We start from the raw sequence: 18040 nt of genomic DNA on the forward strand, positions 1-18040 counted from the left end.
CGGCTTTGTTCCTGAGCCCGTTCATCCCTCATTCATGGCGTGGATGACGCGGATACGGGATTCGGATCGTGCGGAGGATGGCGGCGGGGTGACGTACGGCCCATAGTCGTGCCACCCGCACACCGCTGTCCGGATCAGCGCCCGGTGTGTGGTCTTCCCCGGTGTTCCGCGGCATGCCGTGCGTCGTCGTCGGCGCCTGTGACGGCATGCCCGCTCCCGTACACAGTCCCCTGGAGTCGCCATGCCCGGTTCCGTGCCCCTGTCCCCCGCCGCGGTGGACGACACCGCTCCGTCGCCCGTCGCCACCTCGGGCCCGGCGCATCTGCTGCGCCTGATCTTGCTGATGGCGGGCAGTTGCCTGCCGGTCCTGGGTGCGGTGCTGATCGCCCCGGTGCTGCCGAGGATGCAGGAGCACTTCGCCTCGACGCCGGGGGCGAAGGCGTTGGTGCCCCTTGCGCTGACCGTTCCGGCGCTGTCGCTGGCGCTGCTGGCCCCGTTCGCCGGGGTGATCGTGGACCGGCTCGGCCGTAAGCGGCTGCTGGTCGTGGCGACCGTCCTGTACGCCGTGTTCGGTACGGCGCCGCTTTGGCTGGACTCGCTGGGCGCGATCATCGCCAGCCGTGCCCTGGTCGGTGTCGCCGAGGCCGCCATCATGACCTGCTGCACCACCCTGATCGGCGACTACTACAGCGGCCGGCAACGGGTGAAGTACCTGGCGCTGCAGGCCGTGTGCACCTCCGCGTCGGCCACCGCCTTCTTCGTGGTCGGCGGCGCCGTCGGCTCGGCGGGCTGGCGCGTGCCCTTCTGGATCTACGCCGTGAGCCTGGTGATCGCCCCGCTGATGGCCGTCGTTCTGCCCAACCCGGCGGCCCGCGCGGCCACCGACGAGGCCCCAGCCGTGGCCATGCCCGCCACCTACGAGGCCCCGGCCGTGGCCATGCCCGGTCGTCCGTTCCCCTGGCGGCCGCTGGCGGGGATCTGCGCCCTCACCTTCTTCGGAGCGATGGTCTTCTACACGGTCCCGGTGGAGATGGCGTACCTGCTCGACGACCTCGGTGTGGAGGATCCCGGCGTCATCGGTCTGGCCACGGCGATCGCGAGTGCCGCCACCGTGGCCGGAGCACTCGTGTTCGCCCGGCTGAAGCGCTCCCCGGACGTGGCGCTGCCCGCGGTCTTCGCGGTCTGTGGCGCCGGTTTCGGGGTGATGTTCCTCGCAGACAGCGCCCCCCTGCTGGTCGTCGGGGCGGTGGTCAACTGTCTGGGAACGGGCATGCTGCTGCCCGCCCTCCTCACCAGTGCCATGTCCCGCCTGGCCTACGAGGACCGCGGCCGCGGTACGGGGCTGTGGACGTCGGCCTTCTTCGGCGGCGCGTTCGTCTGCCCGCTGGTGCTGCTCGCCCTGGAGCCGGCAGTCGGCGGTCTCGCGGGCGCGGTGGGCCTGCTCGGTGCGGCTGCCGCGGTCGTCGCGGCAGGGCTGTGGGGTGCCGTGCGCCGCGCGGGCGCCGCGCATCCCCGGCCGCTGCCGAAGCAGCCGGCCTGAGGCCCCGGGGCTGGCGGGCCGGGCACCGACGACGATGCCCTGGCCCCGTCCCGCAGATGGAGGTAATGGCCGGGGCTGGGTGAACAACCCCGGCTCGGTCTCGACCATGGCAGCGCGCTCGACCAGCCGCTTGAGCTTCAGGCGGACGTTGTTGGGCGCGGATCTCCACGTCTGTCGACTCGCACACCGACGTTCCCGCCGGCATCCTGATCCCGCGCGTCACTGACTGTTCTGCAGAAGGCAGATGGCGAGGATCGCGGCCATCGACGACAGCGTGTTCGCGCCGAAGTCGATACTCGGTGTTGCGGGGTCGTCGATCTCGAAGTTGATGGGTGTCCCGTTGTTGAGGCTGTCGGCGAACTGCCGCGATGCCTCGCCCCAGCTGTTCATCAGCTCCGCGTCGGCAACGTTGACGACCGTCTCACCTGCGCCGTTGGAGCCGAAGGCCTCCCTGAAGTCCTGGCGCAGCGGCTCGAACCTCGCGCCTTCCGAGATCATCATGACGAACACCATGATCGACCGGGCTGCCGTGTTCACGTTGGCGTTCCCCCGCAGGTTCTCGTACGCATTGTTCACCACCTGCTGATTGAGCCTCATATTGTCCCGCGACTGGCCGCCGCGCGACTCCAGGTCCCTGTAGTTGCCCGTGAAGCCGAAGGTGCCGGAAGGCACCGCCGAGTTGGGGTCGGGGTCGTCGCCCTCGAAGTAGATGGGCGAAGCGCTCCCCCTTCCATCCCTGACCTGGTAGCCGATGATGAACAGGTCCCGCGCCCGCACGATCAGGCGGACGTTGTTGCCGTCCGAACTCTCGGGCAGGTCACTGGCCCGCAGGTCGATGGCGAAGAGATTCCTGGGGGAGGTGTCCAGACTGGGGTCGGTCTGCAGCACCCCTTCCCGCAGCACCCTGCCGCCGGTCGCCCGCTGGCGTACGGCTTGGATCATGTCGTCGTACGCCTGTTGGCCGCCACTGATGTCCCAGGTGATGTCGTTGCCGTCATCGATGGCGCTGGCCTTCTCCTGGAACTGCGGGACCACCACGGCCGCACCACCCAGCAGGGTGGCAACGGCGAGGAAGAGGACCATGAACTTCCTGGTCAGCCAGCGGGAACGGCGTTTGTGACCCGGGCCGCCGACCCGCTCGACAGGGGACGTTTCTTTCATGGGCATGCCAAAGCTCACTTCCTGCGACGATTTGTGGACGAGTCATGGACGTCTTCGGGGACGTCTTCGGGGACGTCGGCGCTCAGCACCGCGGAGCAGCCCGGAGAGCGATCGGACGTGCGGGTCGCTTGGTGCCCCGCGCCGTTCGGCAAAGTCTTGGCCAAGGAGCCGGAGCCCCGACAGAGGCAAATATCCCAACCCGCCAGTATCGAGAGGCCGGGATCTGACCTGAACAGCTCCTCTCGCCCCGGCCGACGGACCTGTAACAGCAGTCGACGACTGCCGTCGGGGGCGCGAAGAACAGGAGGCGGATCACGAATTCGTACGCGCGAACTCGGGCTCCTTCTCCAGGGCCACCGAGCTCTCGGTTCCTTCTCCAGCCTTGGTCGTACCCTCCGCCAGATCACTCGTCGGTGGGGGCGGAGTCTGTCGCCTGGCGACCAGCCGGAGAGTGCCGCTGCCAGAACCAACTCGATGCAACGCCCGCACCTCTACTCCCGGAGCGGCGGGAATCCTGTGGGTGCTACTACGGTGGCGCGATGGCAGCGAACGATTACGACCGCGTACGCCTCGGCATCGAGGCCATGACCGCCTACACCTCCGGCAACGACCTCATGACGCAGTACATGGCCCAGCGTCGCGCGTCCGATGGGAGCCTCGATCAGGTCGCTGACGGCGCGACAGCCCTGTGCGCCCTGCTTCTGGCCCAACTGTCCCGCATGACTGGGAAGCCGGAGCAGGAGATCCTCCAGGAGATCGCCCACGGCCTCAACCGAACGGAACAGCGGGAGCAGTAAGCGCACCCGCACAGCAGGAAGCCCCCTGCCGAACCACATCCGGCGGGAGGGCTTCGCCACGGCAGGCTACTCATGTGGGAACGGCCTCCCCCGCCGCGCCTCCCTCCCTGCGTCTCGGCTGGCGGGCGCACAACGTGTGGCGGCGAATCTATGGCGGCGGCACCGCTGAAGGAGAAGATGCGCCATGGAGACCGTCATCAAGGCCATCGTCGGGCTGAAGCTCGTCGGCCTTGTCCTCTTCGCCGTCGCGCTCGTCATCAGCTTCGCCTACACGTTCGTCGTCGGCCCGGAGGACCCCGAGTCCCAGCATGGCTACACCGCCGTGTGTAAGGACGGGACCGTCCTCTCTCCGCCGTGGAACCACTGCGGTGAGGAACACGGCTACCTCGACCACTGGACGACGACCCCCGCCTCCACGACAGAGGCGCCCGCCATCCCATCGGAACGGCCGTCGGCGGCTCTACCCGACACCGATGAGGATGACTGGATCACGGCGTATCCCGACGGCTGTGCTGCTGGCACTCCGCTCGCCTCTCCCTGGGACCCCTGCAACAACGACGGCTGAGGTGCCAGCAGCAGGACCCCCGCATGCCATACGAGTGCCATCCCCTACGCAAACGTGCAGGTCACAGTCAACACACCGCAGCCCTAATGCGGTTGGACGTTACTTGCGGCCTCACGAGGACGGCAGGCTGGAGACGATGTTCGCCGCCAGGCCGACCACCACCCCGACGCCCAGGACGATCGGTCCCCGGTAGGCCAGAACCCAGTGTGATTGCCCATCGCCGGCTACGAATTCCCGCACCCCTTCCAGCTTGTAGTCGAGGCTCTTCTCCGAGGCACTGAGTTCGCGCTGGAAGCGCTCCACCAGCCGCCCGTACAACTTCTTGTCGCTGCGGTGGAGTTCCTCGGCCAGGCTGTGCCGACACGTCTCCAGCGCTTCGATGCGCTGCTCAAGCGTCTGCTGCGGTCCTGTCGCGGTGATCCTGAACGCTGCTTCCACGACCATCGTCCCGGAGGCGTACACGCGCCGAGGGCGCCCCAAGTACGCAGCAAGGCGGTTCCTGGCCCGTCGGATGTCGACGATGGTCCACCAGATGCCCCAGATCTCCAGGGTGGCGGCGATCGAGGCGAGGGTCACAGCGGCGGCGGTCATGCCCGGGAGGGTAGGCCCTGTGCCCCAGTCATCGCAGTGCGTCGATGGCCTTCACGATCAGGGCCCGCGCGTCGGCCCCGTACACGGCGAGCTCCGTGAGCCGGGCGAACGCCCGCAGGTAGATGTCGAGTTCGCTGGGGGCCGTGACGGTCACCTTCGCAGCGAGCAGCTCCACGTGGATGCGAGTGTCATCGAAGACCGTGAACTGTTCGAGCGGCCACATGGTCCCCTCCCGCGCGGCCGCAGCCGGGATGATGCCGAGCGACATGGACGGCAGGGTCATCGCGGCGAGGAGGTTGCCTAGCTGGCCGGCCATCACGTCCTGGTCGCCGATCCGGTGGTTGAGGACGTTCTCCTCGATCAGCGTCGCGAAGCGGTGGTCGCCTTCGTGGATGACCCGGGCGCGACGCATGCGTACCTCGACCGCTTCGCTCACATCGTCCGGGGTGCCGCGGAAGCCCGCGATCGTGCCCATGAGCGCCGTCGCGTAGCCAGGCGTCTGCAGGTAACCGGGCACGACGTGGGAGGCGTACACGCGGAACAGGCGGGTGCGCTCGTACAGCTTGGCGGACGTCTCCGCCAGCTGCTTCATGCCCGTGCGCTGGAGCCGCTTCCACTGGAGATACATGGAGTCGGCTTGCCGGTTGGCCGCGATGAGGTCGGCCGCCTGGCCCTCGGCGCCGCAGGCCGTACACCAGGCCCGGATGTCTGCGTCGGACGGGGCGGTGACGGCGTTCTCGATCCTTGAGGACTTGGCCACGGACCAGTCGCAGAGCCGAGCGAGCTGCTTCCCGGTGATGCCGGCGTCCAGGCGCAGCTCCCGCAGCCGGGCCGCGAGAGCTGCGCGCGCTTCCTGCACGCTGGACGTGGGGAACGTGGACATGGCCGGTCACTTGACCTCGTACTGGTCGTGTGGGGTGGCCCGCTCCCAGATGCGTTCGAACGCTGCAGCATGCTGCTCGACCACGGCCAGGTCGTCGCAGAGTTCCTTGCTGATCCACTCGCCGTCACCGGAGAAGTGATGGACGCGCATCAGCCGCCCGTCGAAGATCCACAGGTCGCTGCCCGGCAGGAGCAGGTCCCAGGCGCGGTGCCGGGGAAGCCAGCGGACCTGTTCGCCGGCCTCGACGTTGGCGCGGGTTTGGTAGTGCTCCCAGGCGATGTAGTCGGTGACCGGCTCGGACACGATGCGGGCGCGGCGCACGGTTACACCGCGGGCGACGGCGTCGGCGATGTCCTGGTGGAAGGGCCGCCACCAGGAGGCGCGGTCGTCCCAGTCGACGCGCCCGCCTTGCTGCCAGGCCTCGAAGCGGGGATTGCTGTAGTACGCGTCCCGCATCTCCAAGTGGACGGCCGACTGTCCGGTGTCGGCGAGGAGTTCAGCGAACTCCGGGATCGAGCTCATCGCACGCCTTCCTGATGATCGGGATCATTCGCTTCGGAATCCTGATGACGGTCTCACCGGGTGGGATCGGCGCCCGGGCCGGGGACAGCTCGTCGCACATCGCAGTCGTCTCGTCGTCTGCTTGATAGCTCTGGATCAGCAGGTCGTCCGTGCTGGTGTCTACCCAGACTGTGGGGCATCCGTCCTCGTCTGTCTCGGGGTCGATCCCGACGAAGTGAATGTTCATGGTGGCGTGCCTCCCGCGCTAGTCGGTTGCAGCGATTTACATCACTGTCGTGCTCATAGGTCACATGGTCAAGAGCGCATGTCGGCCATGACCAGGCGCCTCTAACTTCCATGTAATTCCGTGCAACTTTGTAGCCGGGGCGGTGAGCGGCTTCCTAGCGTCGGTGGATACGACGAAACCCCGGCGAGGCGGTCACCTCCCGGGGCGGGGCCGACGCTTCGAGGGAGCGACGACATGACGCACGCTACAACTCCGACGCTGGCGCGCGAACGAGCCAAGATGACTATCCGGGTCTACACGGTCGGCATTGACGGAGTCGCGAGCGAGCCCCGCACCACCGTGGCTGTCCCGTACGGTCTGGGGCAGCTTCCGCCGCTGGGCGACAACGGCCACGAGTTCCCCGCGTGCGCCTGCCCCTTGCACCGCAAGGCGGGTGCTGACCGGTGAAGGCACCCCGCCGCTTCACAGTGGAGCAAGTCCAGGTACAGCCCCCGCCTGACATCGAGCTGATGCGCGCCGCCGCGCGAGGTGTCCTCGCCGAAAACGCCGAGCCTGCGACCTCCGAGGAACTGGCCACCCTCACCCTCCAGTTGCGCGGGCACATCAACGTTCTCGTGCCGGAAGTCGAGCAGGCAGCCAGTTCGCGGGTCCACGTCGCCCACTACTGCGCGCTCGCCTGCGTCGGCGAGGCACGAATGAAGCTCGACCTGAAGCCGGGCCCCGGACTGAGCAAGGGCATCGCGTATGCCCGGCGCCTGTCCCGCGTGGTCAACGCCCTCTGCGACCACTACCAGAACCTGGGTGGTGGTCACGCGTGAGCGCGACGCTGCACCTTTTGCCGCTATTGCGGCGGTCTGATCAACGACGAGGCGCCAGGGAAGCCCGTCGCGTACGAGCCGGGCAACTCCGGTCCTGGCTGGGAGGTATGGGCGCACGACGAGCACGCGCACCTCGTCCAGCCTGACCCGCGCCCACTCGTCCTGCTCGCCCGGATCCAGACGCTACGCGCCGCGCGGCCCAATCTCTGATGGAAGTACCAGCGATGACGAAGCAACAGACCGCGAAGAAGCGCAGGGCGCCGCGGCTCGCCCCGTCGGTGTTCCGAGGGCTGGCCGCGCGCACCGTCCGTCCTGAACTGCTGGAGGAACTGTGCACGATCTGATCGCAAGCCCGTTCCTGAATGACTACCTGCTCGTTCGCCCTAGCCACGCCGCAGGGATCAAGATCCCGACTACCCGCTATCTGGAGGTGAGCCAGGCCGCGGACAACGGCGACGACGTGCCGGCCTGGTTGGTCGAGGCCGCTCACCGCAGGTGGGGGCTCGACCTCGCCCACCGGCCCGCGGTCGAGGCAATCCTCGTACGCTCGCCCTCTGCCTACGGCTACGCCCGCGCCTCTTACGAGATCAACAAGGGGTGTGACTACGACTGCCCACACTGCTACCTCGGACAGAAGAAGTTCGAAGGGCTCAGTTGGGAGCACAAGGCGCAGCTACTGGAGATCATGCGCGATGCCGGAGTCCTCTGGCTTCAGATCACCGGCGGCGAGCCCCTCATCGATCGGCACTTCCCGGCCGTCTACGCTCACGCGCACGACCTCGGGATGATGGTCGCGATCTCGTCGAACGGCTCGCAGCTCGCGAAACCCCTCATCCTCGATTGCCTCACCGAACGACGCCCCTACCGGATCACGCTCAGTGTCTACGGCGCCACCGCCGAGACGTACGACGGATTCACCCGCAACCGCGGCGCGTTCGACCGCTTTACCCGCGGCCTCGCCGCCGCCCGCGAAGCCGCACTACCCGTACGTCTGAACCTGATCGTCTCGTCGACGAATGCGCACGAGGTCGACGACATGCGCGCCCTCGCCGACCGGTACGGCTTCCCGCACCAGACGTACACCAACATGTCGCCCACCATCGACGGGAGCGGCGAACCGCTGCCCACGCAGGCCGAGGACTTCCTACGCCAACGGAAGCCCTTCACCGGCTGCAACGCCGGACACACGTTCTTCCACGCCGACCCGTTCGGCGTCGCCTCGATATGCAAAGTCGGCCGAGAACCCAACATCCGGCTCATCGAGGAAGGCGTCGAGGGACTGCGCCGACTCGGCGACATCGCCGATTCCCTGATGCTTCGCACCGGTGGCTGCTCCGGCTGTCAGCTCTCCGGCACCTGCTGGACATGCCGACCGCTGGCCAAGCTCTACCAGGAAGCGAAGGCCCCACTAAACACCTACTGCCAGCACGGAGGGAGGTAACGCCATGGCACCAGCCACCGCCACCGTCAGCAAGCCGGTCCCCGTCGCCATCACCACGCGCCCGCTCGCCGAGGACGAGGTCCAGTTCGTCGACGACCTCGACGAACTCGTCGAGACGGTCATGTGTTCATGCAGCGCCGGCGACGACCAGCCGTACTAGAGCACGCGCACCACGGGCCGCCTCGATCCGCGTAGGGTCGGGGCGGCCCCGCCATTGAGCCGAGGAACAGAACATGCCTATGCCCCGCATCCATTGGCACGACCTACCGGCCAGCACGCGCGCCGCTGTCGAACGGCACACGGGCGCAGTGCTGGAAGCATCGACAGCCACGGCAGGAATGAACAGTGGAATCGCCGCCACACTGCGGACCCACGATGCGACGCTGTTCGTCAAGGGCATCCCCACCGATCACCCTCAAGCGCGCCACCAAGAGCTAGAGGCCGCCATCAATCCCCATTTGCCCGCTGCCTCGCCCCGGCTGCTCTGGCGCGTTCAGACAGAGGGATGGGACCTCCTCGGATACGAGCGCATCGAGGGACACCACGCCGACTACACCCCCGGCTCACTCGACCTACCGCTGATCACTGACGCCCTGGTCGAACTCCAGCACACGCCGTGCCCCGACCTGCCCATCAAGCGAGCCGAACAGCGCTGGTCCCACTACGCAAGCCCGGACTGCGTCGAGCAACTGGCCGGCGACACGTTGCTCCACACCGACTTCGCGTGGGACAACATCTTGATCACGGACCGCGCCCACATCATCGACTGGGCATGGCCAACCCGCGGCGCGGCATGGATCGACCCAGCCGTCCTCATCCTGCGCCTCATGAACGCCGGACACTCCGCCCCCGCCGCCGACGCACGCGCCCGACAGATCCCGTCCTGGCAGGCTGCCCCGCGCCCCGCCGTGAGGGCCTTCTCTGAGGCGAATGCGCGCCTGTGGGATGAGATCGCCCGCAGTGATCCTCAGCCATGGAAGAAGAGCATGGCGCGCCACGCGCACGACTGGCTCACCTACTGGTCGGCCCGACCGTAGTCACGCCCTCACGCAGGCGGCGGCCCCGCCCCCCAAGCTGAGGGATCGGGGCCCTTCCTCATGGCTCAGGCGACATCGGCCTCTGCCCGCTGAGCTTGACCCCACTGCATGTCGAGCTGGAAGAGGCTCGTGGCGCCGAGATCCTCCTTGAGCTCGGCGAGGGCCTTGTCGAGCCCGGCCTTGCTCAGCCCGACGCGCGGGCCGATCCGTCGTCGGAGTCGTGGCCCGTCAGCGTCGCGCCCACCTCCGTCGCCTTCTGCCGCAGCCAGATGTGGGCCGCGTCCTGGGTGTGCACCGGGTGCCACCACATCGCCTCCTGCACCGGTACGGCCTCGAAGGGGCAGGGCAGGACCCGTACGGCGGCGGAGCGGACCGCCTTGCGGGCCAGGCGCTCCTGGATCATCGCGATACGGCGGGTGCCCTCGACCATGTGGGGCAGTAGCTGGAAGGTCTGCACGGACACCTCCACACGGGGGCTGATGCCGAGCATGCTGAGCTGGCGGGCGGCCGGGGCGTCGTAGGGGCGCTGGTAGACGGCCCAGGGCAGGCGGGCCAGTTGGTCGAGGGTCAGTGCGTCGCCGACCTCGGGGTGGTCGTCGGCGACCATGCACAGCCAGCGGTCCTGGTGGAGGTCGACGTAGGGGAAGCCGGCGATGACGCCGTGCGGCATCAGCAGTCCGTCGACGGTGCTCAGCAGGGCGGCGGTGTTCTCCTCGACGGAGGGTGCCGGGTGCTGGAAGGTGAGCCGGATGCTGGGTGCCTCCTGGTGCAGGGCGCGGGCGAGCGCGGCGCCGAACACGGCCGTGCCGTAGTCGGCGGCGAGCAGGGTGAACTCCCGGGTCTCCACGGCCGGGTCGAAGTCGGCCTGGCTGGAGAAGACGCGCTCCAGCAGGTCGCACGCGGTGGCGCTGCGGTCCCGCAGGGCCACACCGAGCGGTGTCAGCTCGTAGCTGTTGCCGGTGCGGGCGAGCAGTTCGTCGTCGAAGTGGCGGCGCAGCCGGGACAGCGCCGCGCTCATCGCGGGCTGGCTCAGTCCGACGCGCTCGCCGGCCCGGGTGACGTTGCGCTCCTCGAGCAGCGCGCGCAGGGCGAGGACCAGGTTGAGGTCGAGTCGGGACAGGTTCACCGGGCACCGCCTATGCGACTGAGAGCCATCCACTGCATGGATTGGGCACATCCACAGGATTGATTTCCGTGATTCGCGGATGGGGGTCACAGTAGACCGCAACCCAGCAGGGAGGAAATTAGATGGCAACGCTCGCGCAACCTGCCGGCCCGTTCGCGCTCGGCACGTTCTCCGCTCCGGACGATGTGCCGTTCCCCGGTCTCCTGGCCAACGGCCGAGTCATTGACCTGAGCAGGGCCCTGGACTGGGCGCCTTCCGGCATGCGAGCCGTACTGGAACGGTGGGAGGAGACCCTCCCCGTCCTGCACTCCCTGGCGGACGACGACACGCTCGACTGGCGGCCGCTGGACGGCCTGCGGGTGCACGCCCCGCTGGAGCCACGGCAGATCTTCCAGTCCGGTGCCAACTACCGGCAGCACGTGATCGACCTGGAGGTCGCCCACCGCTCCCCCGGCGATCCGCGCACCCTCGAGGAGGCCCGCGCCGAGATCGCCGCGATCATGGACCGGCGGGCGGCCGAAGACCTGCCGTACGCGTTCATCGGGCTGCCGAGCGCGATCACCGGTCCGTACGACGATGTTGTGCTGCCTTCCTGGGCCGAACAGCCGGACTGGGAGCTGGAGTTGGCGGCCGTCATCGGCAAGCCCGCCCACCAGGTGCCGGTCGAGGAGGCCCTGGCGTACGTCGTCGGCTACACGATCGCCAACGACCTCACCGACCGTGCCACCGTCTTCCGCCGGGACATGCCCGCCATCGGCACCGACTGGCTGCGCTGCAAGAACGCCCCCGGATTCACCCCGCTCGGGCCCTGGATCGTGCCCGCCGAGTCCATCGCCGACCCGGGTGACCTGCGGGTCACGCTGAAACTGAACGGCGAGACCATGCAGGACGAGTCGACCAAGGACATGCTCTTCGGCGTCGCGCGGCTGGTCTCGTACATCTCACAGTCGGCCCAACTCCTGCCCGGCGACCTGGTGTTGACCGGCAGCCCGGCAGGTAACGGCATCCACTGGGGGCGGCTGCTGCGCGACGGCGATGTCATGGAGGGTTCGATCACCGGTCTGGGTGTGCAGCGCACCCGCTGTGTGGCGGAGACGTCATGAGCCTGGACCGGCACGACCCCGAGGGCGCGATCGCCGAGGCCGCCAAGGCGTACTCCAACTGGGGACGTTGGGGCGAGGAGGACGTGCTCGGCACCCTCAACTTCCTCGACGAGGCCAAGCGGCGCGAGGGCGCCGCCCTCGTCCGACGAGGCATCAGCTTCTCCCTCTCGCAGCGGTTCGACATGAACGGCCCGCAGAAGGGCTGGCGCCGGCGGACCAACCCGGTGCACACCATGCTCGACACCGGCACCGACGCCGCCCTCGGCAACCAGGGCTTCCCGCACGGTATCGGCGGCGCGGACGACGTGATCGCGATGCCGCTGCAGTGCTCCACCCAGTGGGACGGTCTCGGGCACATCTTCGACCACGGCAAGGCGTGGAACGGACGCGACGCCGAGAAGGTCGTCACCTCCGCCGGCGACCTGGTCACCGGCATCGAGCACATGGCCCCGTACGTAGCCGGTCGCGGCGTACTGCTGGACGTGGGCCGCGTCGTGGGCGGGGACGGTGAGCTGCCCGACGGTTTCGCGATCACCGAGGAGCATCTGACCGCGACCGCCGAGGCCCACGGCGTGAGCGTCGGCCGCGGCGACATCGTGCTCGTCCGCACCGGGCGCCTCGCCCGCGCCCGGCGTGACGGATGGGGCGACTACGCGGGCGGCCCCGCGCCCGGCCTGTCGTTCACCACCGCCGGCTGGCTGCACCGTACCGAGATCGCCGCGATCGCCACCGACACCTGGGGTTTCGAGGTACGGCCGAACGAGTTCGACAACGCCTTCCAGCCGCTGCACCAGGTCGTCATCCCCAACATGGGCTTGCTGGTCGGCGAGATGTGGGACCTCGATGCCCTCGCCGCGGACTGCGCCGACGACGGCGTGTACGAGTTCTGGCTCACCGCCGCTCCCCTGCCCATTACCGGCGCCGTCGGCTCCCCGGTCAATCCCATGGCGGTGAAGTAGCCCCCGCAGTCGCCGGACCCGCACCGAGCGGACCCGCCGAAGTCCGGCGCGATACCCGGCGCCCCGAAGGGGCGCGGGGAACAGCGCGACCAGCCACAGACAGCCCGCAGCTTTCGTACCGCACTCTCAGCACTCTCAGCGGAGCGATCGGCGTGCGACAGCCCCACCCCGGCCGCCCGAAGCCGCGCGGCCCGACCCCGGGAGGTATCCCCGACATGGCTGACAGCTTCACCCTCCCCCCGCCTCCGGCTGGGGGCGCCCCCATCGTCCTGGTCATCGGCGGAGGCACCTCCGGAAACGCCCTGACCGTCCTGCTGCGCCGGGCCGGGATCGCCGTCGACCTCGTCGAGGCGAGCCCCGACTGGAAGGCCTCCGCCGGCTCCGGAATCACCCTTCAGGGCAACGCGCTGCGCGTGCTGCGCGAGGTCGGGGTCCTGGAAGGGATCGAGAAGGACGGTTACGCCGCCGACGGCCTCGCGGTCCTCGCGCCCGACGGCACCGTGCTGCACGCCCACGACGAACTCCGCACCGGCGGCGATGACTTGCCCGCCCACATCGGTATGCAGCGGCCCAGGCTTCAGCAGCTCCTCATCGACCAGGTGCGCGCCTCGGGCGCCGATGTCCGTCTGGGCACCACGGCCACCGCCTTCCAGCAGGACGGCGAGGGCGTGGACGTGACCTTCTCGGACGGCACGAGCCGGCGGTACGACCTGGTGGTCGGCGCCGACGGGCTGCACTCCGCCACCCGCTCCATGATCGGCATCACCGACGAACCCCAGCCCACCGGCATGGGCATCTGGCGTGCCCCCGCGCCCCGTCCAGCCGGTGTCCGCCGCACTGAGATGATCTACGGCGGCCGCTGTTTCATCGCCGGGTACTGCCCGACCAGCGAGGACACGGTCTACACGTACCTCGTCGAACCGGCCCGCGACCGGGCCTCGCTGGACCCGGACGCGTACGCCGACGAGATGCGGGCGCTCAGCGAGGGGTACGGCGGCGTGTGGGAGGAGCTCCGCGCCGCGTTCACCGACCCCAAGGCCGTCAACTACACGTGGTTCGACCGGCATTTGGTGGAGGGCCCGTGGCACCGCGGCCGGGTCGTGCTCATCGGGGACGCCGCCCACGCCTGCCCGCCCACCTTCGCCCAGGGCGCCGCGATGTCCCTGGAGGACGCCCAGGTCCTCGCCAAGCTGCTGACCGGCCGGGACTCCTGGGACGAGAAGCTCCTCACCGACTACCACGCGAGACGGCTGCCCCGTGTGCGCATGGTCGTCGACGCCTCCGTCCAGCTCGCCCAGTGGCTGCTCGACGGGGTGCGCGACGCGGACGTACCCGGGCTGATCGGCCGCACCCTGAGCGCGCTGAAGGAACGCCCGTGACCCGGCCCCCGTCGTCGGCTCCGACGATCGACGTCCACGCCCACCTGCTGCTCCCGGAGGTCGAGGAGACCGTCGCCGGTCACCCGGGCCTCGCCGAAGCCCGCGACCTCGACGCCCGCCGCAACGGGCCGGCGGCCCTCGCCGTGAACGGTCCCATGGTGGGCGCGCGCGTGCCGAGGCTGACGGACGTGGCCGCGCGCCTGGCGGCCATGGACGCGGCCGGCGTGGACGTGCAGCTGGTGAGCCCCTCGCCGTCCCACTACCACTACTGGGCCGAGCCCCAACTGGCCGAGCGGCTATGCCGGTTGGCCAACGAGGGCACCGCCGCACACTGCACCAAGGCCCCCGACCGGCTGCACGGCCTCGGGCTGATCCCGCTCCAGCACCCCCACCTCGCGACCGCTCTGCTCGACCACGCCCTGGAAGAGGGACTGAAGGGCGTGGAGATCTCCTCGCACGCGCCGGGGCCGGGCGGGACACGAGCGGTGGAACTCTCCGACCCGCGGCTCGCGCCCTTCTGGGTGCGCGCGGAGGAGACCGGTGCCCTGGTCTTCCTGCATCCGTTCGGCTGCACGCTCGACGAGCGCCTGGACCAGTGGTACCTGTCCAACACCGTCGGCCAGCCCACCGAGAACGCCGTCGCCCTCTCCCACCTGATCTTCTCCGGCGTACTGGACCGCCATCCGGACCTGAAGCTGATCGCGGCGCACGGCGGCGGCTACCTCCCCACCCACATCGGCCGCTCCGACCACGCCTGGCGGGCCCGCCCCGACGCCCGGGACTGCGCCCACCCGCCGAGCAGCTATCTGAACCGGCTGTACTTCGACTCCCTCGTCCACGACCCGTACGTACTGCGGGAGTTGATACGCGCCGCAGGGCCGGAGCGGGTCCTGCTCGGCTCCGACTTCCCCTTCGACATGGGCACCGAGGACCCGCTGGGCGCGCTGCGCGCCGCGGACCTGCCCGACCACGACTTCCACGCCATCCGCGGCGGAAACGCTGCCGCCCTGCTCGACCTCGCCTGAGCCTGAGCCTGAGGAGGAACCCCCATGAGCAACCGCCTGCTCACCCATCTCCGGCACGTCGACCTCGCCGTGCCCGACTACGACAAGCAGCTCGACTTCTACGCCGGCGTCTGGGGCCTGACCAAGGTCGCCGAGGACTCCGGGATCTCCTTCCTCGCCGCCGAGGGCAGCCCCGAACAGTACGTCGTACGGCTGCGCAAGGCCGACGAGAAGCGCCTCGACCTGGTCTCGTACGGCGCCGGCTCCGCAGAGGACGTGGACACCCTCGCCGAGCAACTCCTCGCGGATGGCGTGCAGTTGATCTCCCAGCCGGGCAAGATCGACACACCTGGAGGCGGCTACGGCTTCCGCTTCTTCGACATCGACGGCCGCCCTCTCGAAGTGTCCACCGATGTGGACGTACGGCAGCACCGGAAGATCGAGGAGAAGGAGGCCATCCCGGTCAAGCTGTCGCACGTCGTCCTCAACTCGCCGGACCTCGACAAGACCCGTGAGTGGTACGAGCGTCACCTCGGCTTCCGCCACTCCGACACACTGAGCTCGCCGTACGCCGGTGACGTCATGCACTTCATGCGGATCAGCAACCAGCACCACTCCATGGCCATCGCCAAAGGCCCGCACACCTCCCTGCACCACGTCTCGTTCGAGATGCGCGGCCTGGACGAGTACATGCGCGGCTCCGGCCGCGTGATCCGGGCCGGGTTCAAGAAGATCTGGGGCCCTGGCCGGCACATGGCGGGCGACAACACCTTCACCTACTTCCTCGACCCGCACGGCAACACCGTCGAGTACACGACGGAGCTGGAGCTGCTGGACGAGGACACCTGGCACCCCCACGTCTACGACTTCTCCCAGCCCGAGGTCACCGACCAATGGGGCACCGCCAACCCCATGAACGAACTGATCGCCAAGGAGTCCTTCAACGACGTCGACCGCGGCTGCTTCGTCGCCCCACCGGTCTGATCCCCCTCGGAACCCGGGGACGCGGTGACCCTGTTGGCCCTGTCAACCGCCTGGCTCTCTCACCGCGTCCCCGCTTTCCACCGCTTTCGAAGACCGTCCGAGCCTGGAGCCGTGCATGCGTTTCGCCACCTATGAACATCGACACCAGCGCCGGGTCGCCGTCGTGAAGGAGGACGGCACCCTCCACCCGATTCCCGGGGCGCGCTCGCTCACGGAGCTGATCCGCTCCGGCGACGGACTCGACGCGCTGCTGCGCGCCGGCGCCGCCACGCTCGACGCCCCGCCGGGCCCACATGTGTCCGACGTACGGCTGCTGCCACCGCTTCAGCCGCCCACCGTGCGGGACTTCGTCACCTTCGAGGAGCACGTCGAAGGCGTACGGCGGTCCGTGGACGGCGTCGGCGGGGCGCCCGAAGCCTGGTACGACGCCCCGACGTTCTACTTCACCAACCCGTACGCCGTCATCGGCGCCCACGACGACATCCCGGTGCCGCCGGGCAGCGAAGTCCTCGACTTCGAGCTGGAGGTCGCCGCCGTCATCGGACGGGAGGGGCGGGATCTTTCTCCCGAGCAGGCCCGCGACCACATCATCGGCTACACGGTCTTCAACGACTGGTCGGCTCGCGACCTGCAGTTCCGCGAGATGCAGGTCAGCCTCGGCCCGTGCAAGGGCAAGGACACGGCCACCACGCTCGGCCCGTACCTGGTCACCGCCGACGAGTTGGAGAAGTACCGCGACGCGGACGGTTTCCTGCGGCTGGCGCTGACAGCCGAGATCGACGGCGAGGTGGTCGGCCAGGACCTGCTGTCCAACATGAGTTGGACCTTCGAGGAGATGGTCGCGTACGCCTCGCGGGGCACGGTCGTCCGCCCCGGCGACGTTCTCGGCTCGGGCACGTGCGGCAACGGCGGTTGTCTCGCCGAGCTGTGGGGCGTACGAGGCAGGCAGGACCCGCCGCCGCTGAAGCCGGGCGACACGGTCACGCTCACCGTGGAGGGCCTCGGCTCCGTCTCCAACACCGTGGTGACCGGCCCGGAGCCAGTGCCCGTTCCGGTCGCCCGGCGCCGCCCCCGGGAGCGACCATGACCTCCGACGTCCGTACCCTGCGGCTGCTCGGCAAGGTCGTGGTCGTCACCGGTGCGGCCGGCGGCCAGGGTGCCGCGGAGGCGGAGGCACTGGCCCTCGAGGGCGCCCGGGTGATCGCCACCGACGCGACCGAGACACCCGGCTGCCACCGCCTCGAGGTCACCAGCGAGCGGGACTGGGCCGATCTCGCCGCCGAGCTGAAGGAGTCGTACGGGCAGGTGCACGGCCTGGTCAACAACGCGGGCGTCACGTGGAGGGCCCGGATCGACGAGGTACGGCCCGAGGACATGGCCCGGGTCCACGCGGTCAACGTCACCGGCCCACTGCTTGGCATCCAGCACCTGGTGCCGTTGATGCGCGCGGGCGCGTCGATCGTGAACGTCGGTTCGACGGCGGCGCTGACCGCTCACTATCCGGTCGCGTACACGGCCAGCAAGTGGGCGCTGCGCGGCCTGTCGAAGACCGCCGCCATGGAACTGGGGCCGCGCGGCATCCGCGTGAACACCATCCACCCGGGCTTCATCGAGACCGCGATGACGGCCTCCGCCGCGCCCCCGTTCCGCGAGGCGAACCTGCGCGAGACGCCGCTCGGCCGCACCGGCACCGTCGACGACATCACCCCGCTCGTCACCTTCCTCCTCTCCGACGACTCCGCGTTCATCACCGGCGCCGAGATCCCCGTCGACGGAGGCCTCACCGCGCACGGCGGCGCCAAGTCGATCTCGGACGCCCTGCGTGAGGGCAGCTGAACGGCAGCGGCGTAAGGCAGACGCGTACAAGTCGCTTAAGTCATGGACGAGTTGGGCGGGCAGGGGAT

At 69.2% G+C, this 18040-nt stretch carries 21 protein-coding genes; 15 read left to right on the forward strand and 6 right to left on the reverse strand.

All coding sequences use genetic code 11. The annotated features are described in order from the left end of the window. Positions 1-241: 241 nt before the first annotated feature. The gene (locus tag OHT21_RS04540) at positions 242-1540 is read left to right on the forward strand and encodes an MFS transporter (protein WP_328766902.1); all 1299 of its coding nucleotides are present in this window, start codon (positions 242-244) and stop codon (positions 1538-1540) included. A gap of 219 nt (positions 1541-1759) precedes the next feature. On the opposite strand, the gene OHT21_RS04545 is transcribed toward OHT21_RS04540, so the two are convergent. Next, positions 1760-2707 carry a ribosome-inactivating family protein gene (locus OHT21_RS04545; RefSeq protein WP_328766903.1) on the reverse strand — a complete coding sequence of 316 codons (948 nt, stop codon included), beginning with the start codon at positions 2705-2707 and terminating at the stop codon, positions 1760-1762. 533 nt (positions 2708-3240) lie between these two features. On the opposite strand from OHT21_RS04545, the gene OHT21_RS04550 reads away from it, so the two are divergent. Further along, a complete protein-coding gene (locus OHT21_RS04550; protein ID WP_328766904.1) occupies positions 3241-3498 on the forward strand; it encodes a hypothetical protein in 258 nt (85 codons plus the stop codon). Between the two features lie 184 nt (positions 3499-3682). Then, positions 3683-4063, forward strand: a complete 381-nt coding sequence (locus OHT21_RS04555) for a hypothetical protein (RefSeq protein ID WP_328766905.1) — start codon at positions 3683-3685, stop codon at positions 4061-4063. A gap of 111 nt (positions 4064-4174) precedes the next feature. On the opposite strand, the gene OHT21_RS04560 is transcribed toward OHT21_RS04555, so the two are convergent. The 4 genes from OHT21_RS04560 to OHT21_RS04575 are packed head-to-tail and all read right to left on the reverse strand — an operon-like array spanning position 4175 to position 6285. Then, on the reverse strand, positions 4175-4654 hold the full coding sequence (locus OHT21_RS04560) for a hypothetical protein (protein ID WP_328766907.1): 480 nt from the start codon (positions 4652-4654) through the stop codon (positions 4175-4177). A gap of 28 nt (positions 4655-4682) precedes the next feature. Then, positions 4683-5537 (reverse strand): DUF5753 domain-containing protein, encoded by an 855-nt coding sequence (locus OHT21_RS04565; protein ID WP_328766908.1) that lies wholly within the window; start codon positions 5535-5537, stop codon positions 4683-4685. Between the two features lie 6 nt (positions 5538-5543). Beyond that, the gene (locus tag OHT21_RS04570; RefSeq protein WP_328766909.1) at positions 5544-6059 is read right to left on the reverse strand and encodes a DUF6879 family protein; all 516 of its coding nucleotides are present in this window, start codon (positions 6057-6059) and stop codon (positions 5544-5546) included. After that, on the reverse strand, positions 6034-6285 hold the full coding sequence (locus OHT21_RS04575) for a hypothetical protein (protein WP_328766910.1): 252 nt from the start codon (positions 6283-6285) through the stop codon (positions 6034-6036). The genes OHT21_RS04570 and OHT21_RS04575 overlap by 26 nt, the downstream gene beginning before the upstream one ends. Before the next feature lie 234 nt (positions 6286-6519). On the opposite strand from OHT21_RS04575, the gene OHT21_RS04580 reads away from it, so the two are divergent. The 5 genes from OHT21_RS04580 to OHT21_RS04600 all read left to right on the forward strand — a co-directional run bounded on the left by OHT21_RS04580 (position 6520) and on the right by OHT21_RS04600 (position 9581). Beyond that, positions 6520-6732, forward strand: coding sequence for a hypothetical protein (locus OHT21_RS04580; protein WP_328766911.1), 213 nt, complete (start codon positions 6520-6522; stop codon positions 6730-6732). After that, positions 6729-7103 carry a DUF6415 family natural product biosynthesis protein gene (locus OHT21_RS04585; protein WP_328766912.1) on the forward strand — a complete coding sequence of 125 codons (375 nt, stop codon included), beginning with the start codon at positions 6729-6731 and terminating at the stop codon, positions 7101-7103. The genes OHT21_RS04580 and OHT21_RS04585 overlap by 4 nt, the downstream gene beginning before the upstream one ends. Positions 7104-7434: 331 nt before the next feature. Next, positions 7435-8544, forward strand: a complete 1110-nt coding sequence (locus OHT21_RS04590; protein ID WP_328766913.1) for a radical SAM protein — start codon at positions 7435-7437, stop codon at positions 8542-8544. Positions 8545-8548: 4 nt separating this feature from the next. Beyond that, complete coding sequence (locus OHT21_RS04595) at positions 8549-8704, forward strand: hypothetical protein (RefSeq protein ID WP_328766914.1); 156 nt, start codon at positions 8549-8551, stop codon at positions 8702-8704. 178 nt (positions 8705-8882) lie between these two features. After that, positions 8883-9581 carry an aminoglycoside phosphotransferase gene (locus tag OHT21_RS04600; protein WP_328766915.1) on the forward strand — a complete coding sequence of 233 codons (699 nt, stop codon included), beginning with the start codon at positions 8883-8885 and terminating at the stop codon, positions 9579-9581. 184 nt (positions 9582-9765) lie between these two features. Here the strand turns inward: OHT21_RS04600 and OHT21_RS04605 are convergent, their stop codons facing one another. Then, on the reverse strand, positions 9766-10707 hold the full coding sequence (locus OHT21_RS04605) for a LysR family transcriptional regulator (protein ID WP_328766916.1): 942 nt from the start codon (positions 10705-10707) through the stop codon (positions 9766-9768). A gap of 122 nt (positions 10708-10829) precedes the next feature. Between OHT21_RS04605 and OHT21_RS04610 the strand changes: the two genes are divergently transcribed. The 7 genes from OHT21_RS04610 to OHT21_RS04640 all read left to right on the forward strand — a co-directional run bounded on the left by OHT21_RS04610 (position 10830) and on the right by OHT21_RS04640 (position 17972). Then, positions 10830-11810 carry a fumarylacetoacetate hydrolase family protein gene (locus OHT21_RS04610; protein ID WP_328766917.1) on the forward strand — a complete coding sequence of 327 codons (981 nt, stop codon included), beginning with the start codon at positions 10830-10832 and terminating at the stop codon, positions 11808-11810. Continuing rightward, positions 11807-12769, forward strand: a complete 963-nt coding sequence (locus OHT21_RS04615) for a cyclase family protein (RefSeq protein ID WP_328766918.1) — start codon at positions 11807-11809, stop codon at positions 12767-12769. The genes OHT21_RS04610 and OHT21_RS04615 overlap by 4 nt, the downstream gene beginning before the upstream one ends. Positions 12770-12984: 215 nt before the next feature. Then, positions 12985-14148: an FAD-dependent oxidoreductase gene (locus tag OHT21_RS04620; RefSeq protein ID WP_328766919.1), complete on the forward strand. Its 1164-nt coding sequence runs from the start codon at positions 12985-12987 to the stop codon at positions 14146-14148. After that, positions 14145-15173 (forward strand): amidohydrolase family protein, encoded by a 1029-nt coding sequence (locus tag OHT21_RS04625; protein ID WP_328766920.1) that lies wholly within the window; start codon positions 14145-14147, stop codon positions 15171-15173. Before OHT21_RS04620 ends, OHT21_RS04625 begins: the two co-directional genes overlap by 4 nt. 24 nt (positions 15174-15197) lie before the next feature. Then, positions 15198-16136 carry a VOC family protein gene (locus tag OHT21_RS04630; protein WP_328766921.1) on the forward strand — a complete coding sequence of 313 codons (939 nt, stop codon included), beginning with the start codon at positions 15198-15200 and terminating at the stop codon, positions 16134-16136. A 115-nt stretch (positions 16137-16251) separates the two neighbouring features. Further along, positions 16252-17223, forward strand: a complete 972-nt coding sequence (locus OHT21_RS04635) for a fumarylacetoacetate hydrolase family protein (protein WP_328766923.1) — start codon at positions 16252-16254, stop codon at positions 17221-17223. Continuing rightward, complete coding sequence (locus OHT21_RS04640) at positions 17220-17972, forward strand: SDR family NAD(P)-dependent oxidoreductase (protein ID WP_328766924.1); 753 nt, start codon at positions 17220-17222, stop codon at positions 17970-17972. Before OHT21_RS04635 ends, OHT21_RS04640 begins: the two co-directional genes overlap by 4 nt. The last annotated feature ends 68 nt before the right edge of the window (positions 17973-18040 follow it).

This window comes from Streptomyces sp. NBC_00286 (assembly GCF_036173125.1).
In the GTDB taxonomy this organism is placed as follows: Bacteria; Actinomycetota; Actinomycetes; order Streptomycetales; family Streptomycetaceae; genus Streptomyces.

Coding starts and splice junctions, on each gene's coding strand:
- OHT21_RS04540 (WP_328766902.1), top strand. CDS start 242: ATGCCCGGTTCCGTGCCCCTGTCCCCCGCCGCGGTGGACGACACCGCT.
- OHT21_RS04545 (WP_328766903.1), bottom strand. CDS start 2,707: ATGCCCATGAAAGAAACGTCCCCTGTCGAGCGGGTCGGCGGCCCGGGT.
- OHT21_RS04550 (WP_328766904.1), top strand. CDS start 3,241: ATGGCAGCGAACGATTACGACCGCGTACGCCTCGGCATCGAGGCCATG.
- OHT21_RS04555 (WP_328766905.1), top strand. CDS start 3,683: ATGGAGACCGTCATCAAGGCCATCGTCGGGCTGAAGCTCGTCGGCCTT.
- OHT21_RS04560 (WP_328766907.1), bottom strand. CDS start 4,654: ATGACCGCCGCCGCTGTGACCCTCGCCTCGATCGCCGCCACCCTGGAG.
- OHT21_RS04565 (WP_328766908.1), bottom strand. CDS start 5,537: ATGTCCACGTTCCCCACGTCCAGCGTGCAGGAAGCGCGCGCAGCTCTC.
- OHT21_RS04570 (WP_328766909.1), bottom strand. CDS start 6,059: ATGAGCTCGATCCCGGAGTTCGCTGAACTCCTCGCCGACACCGGACAG.
- OHT21_RS04575 (WP_328766910.1), bottom strand. CDS start 6,285: ATGAACATTCACTTCGTCGGGATCGACCCCGAGACAGACGAGGACGGA.
- OHT21_RS04580 (WP_328766911.1), top strand. CDS start 6,520: ATGACGCACGCTACAACTCCGACGCTGGCGCGCGAACGAGCCAAGATG.
- OHT21_RS04595 (WP_328766914.1), top strand. CDS start 8,549: ATGGCACCAGCCACCGCCACCGTCAGCAAGCCGGTCCCCGTCGCCATC.
- OHT21_RS04600 (WP_328766915.1), top strand. CDS start 8,883: ATGAACAGTGGAATCGCCGCCACACTGCGGACCCACGATGCGACGCTG.
- OHT21_RS04610 (WP_328766917.1), top strand. CDS start 10,830: ATGGCAACGCTCGCGCAACCTGCCGGCCCGTTCGCGCTCGGCACGTTC.
- OHT21_RS04615 (WP_328766918.1), top strand. CDS start 11,807: ATGAGCCTGGACCGGCACGACCCCGAGGGCGCGATCGCCGAGGCCGCC.
- OHT21_RS04620 (WP_328766919.1), top strand. CDS start 12,985: ATGGCTGACAGCTTCACCCTCCCCCCGCCTCCGGCTGGGGGCGCCCCC.
- OHT21_RS04630 (WP_328766921.1), top strand. CDS start 15,198: ATGAGCAACCGCCTGCTCACCCATCTCCGGCACGTCGACCTCGCCGTG.
- OHT21_RS04635 (WP_328766923.1), top strand. CDS start 16,252: ATGCGTTTCGCCACCTATGAACATCGACACCAGCGCCGGGTCGCCGTC.
- OHT21_RS04640 (WP_328766924.1), top strand. CDS start 17,220: ATGACCTCCGACGTCCGTACCCTGCGGCTGCTCGGCAAGGTCGTGGTC.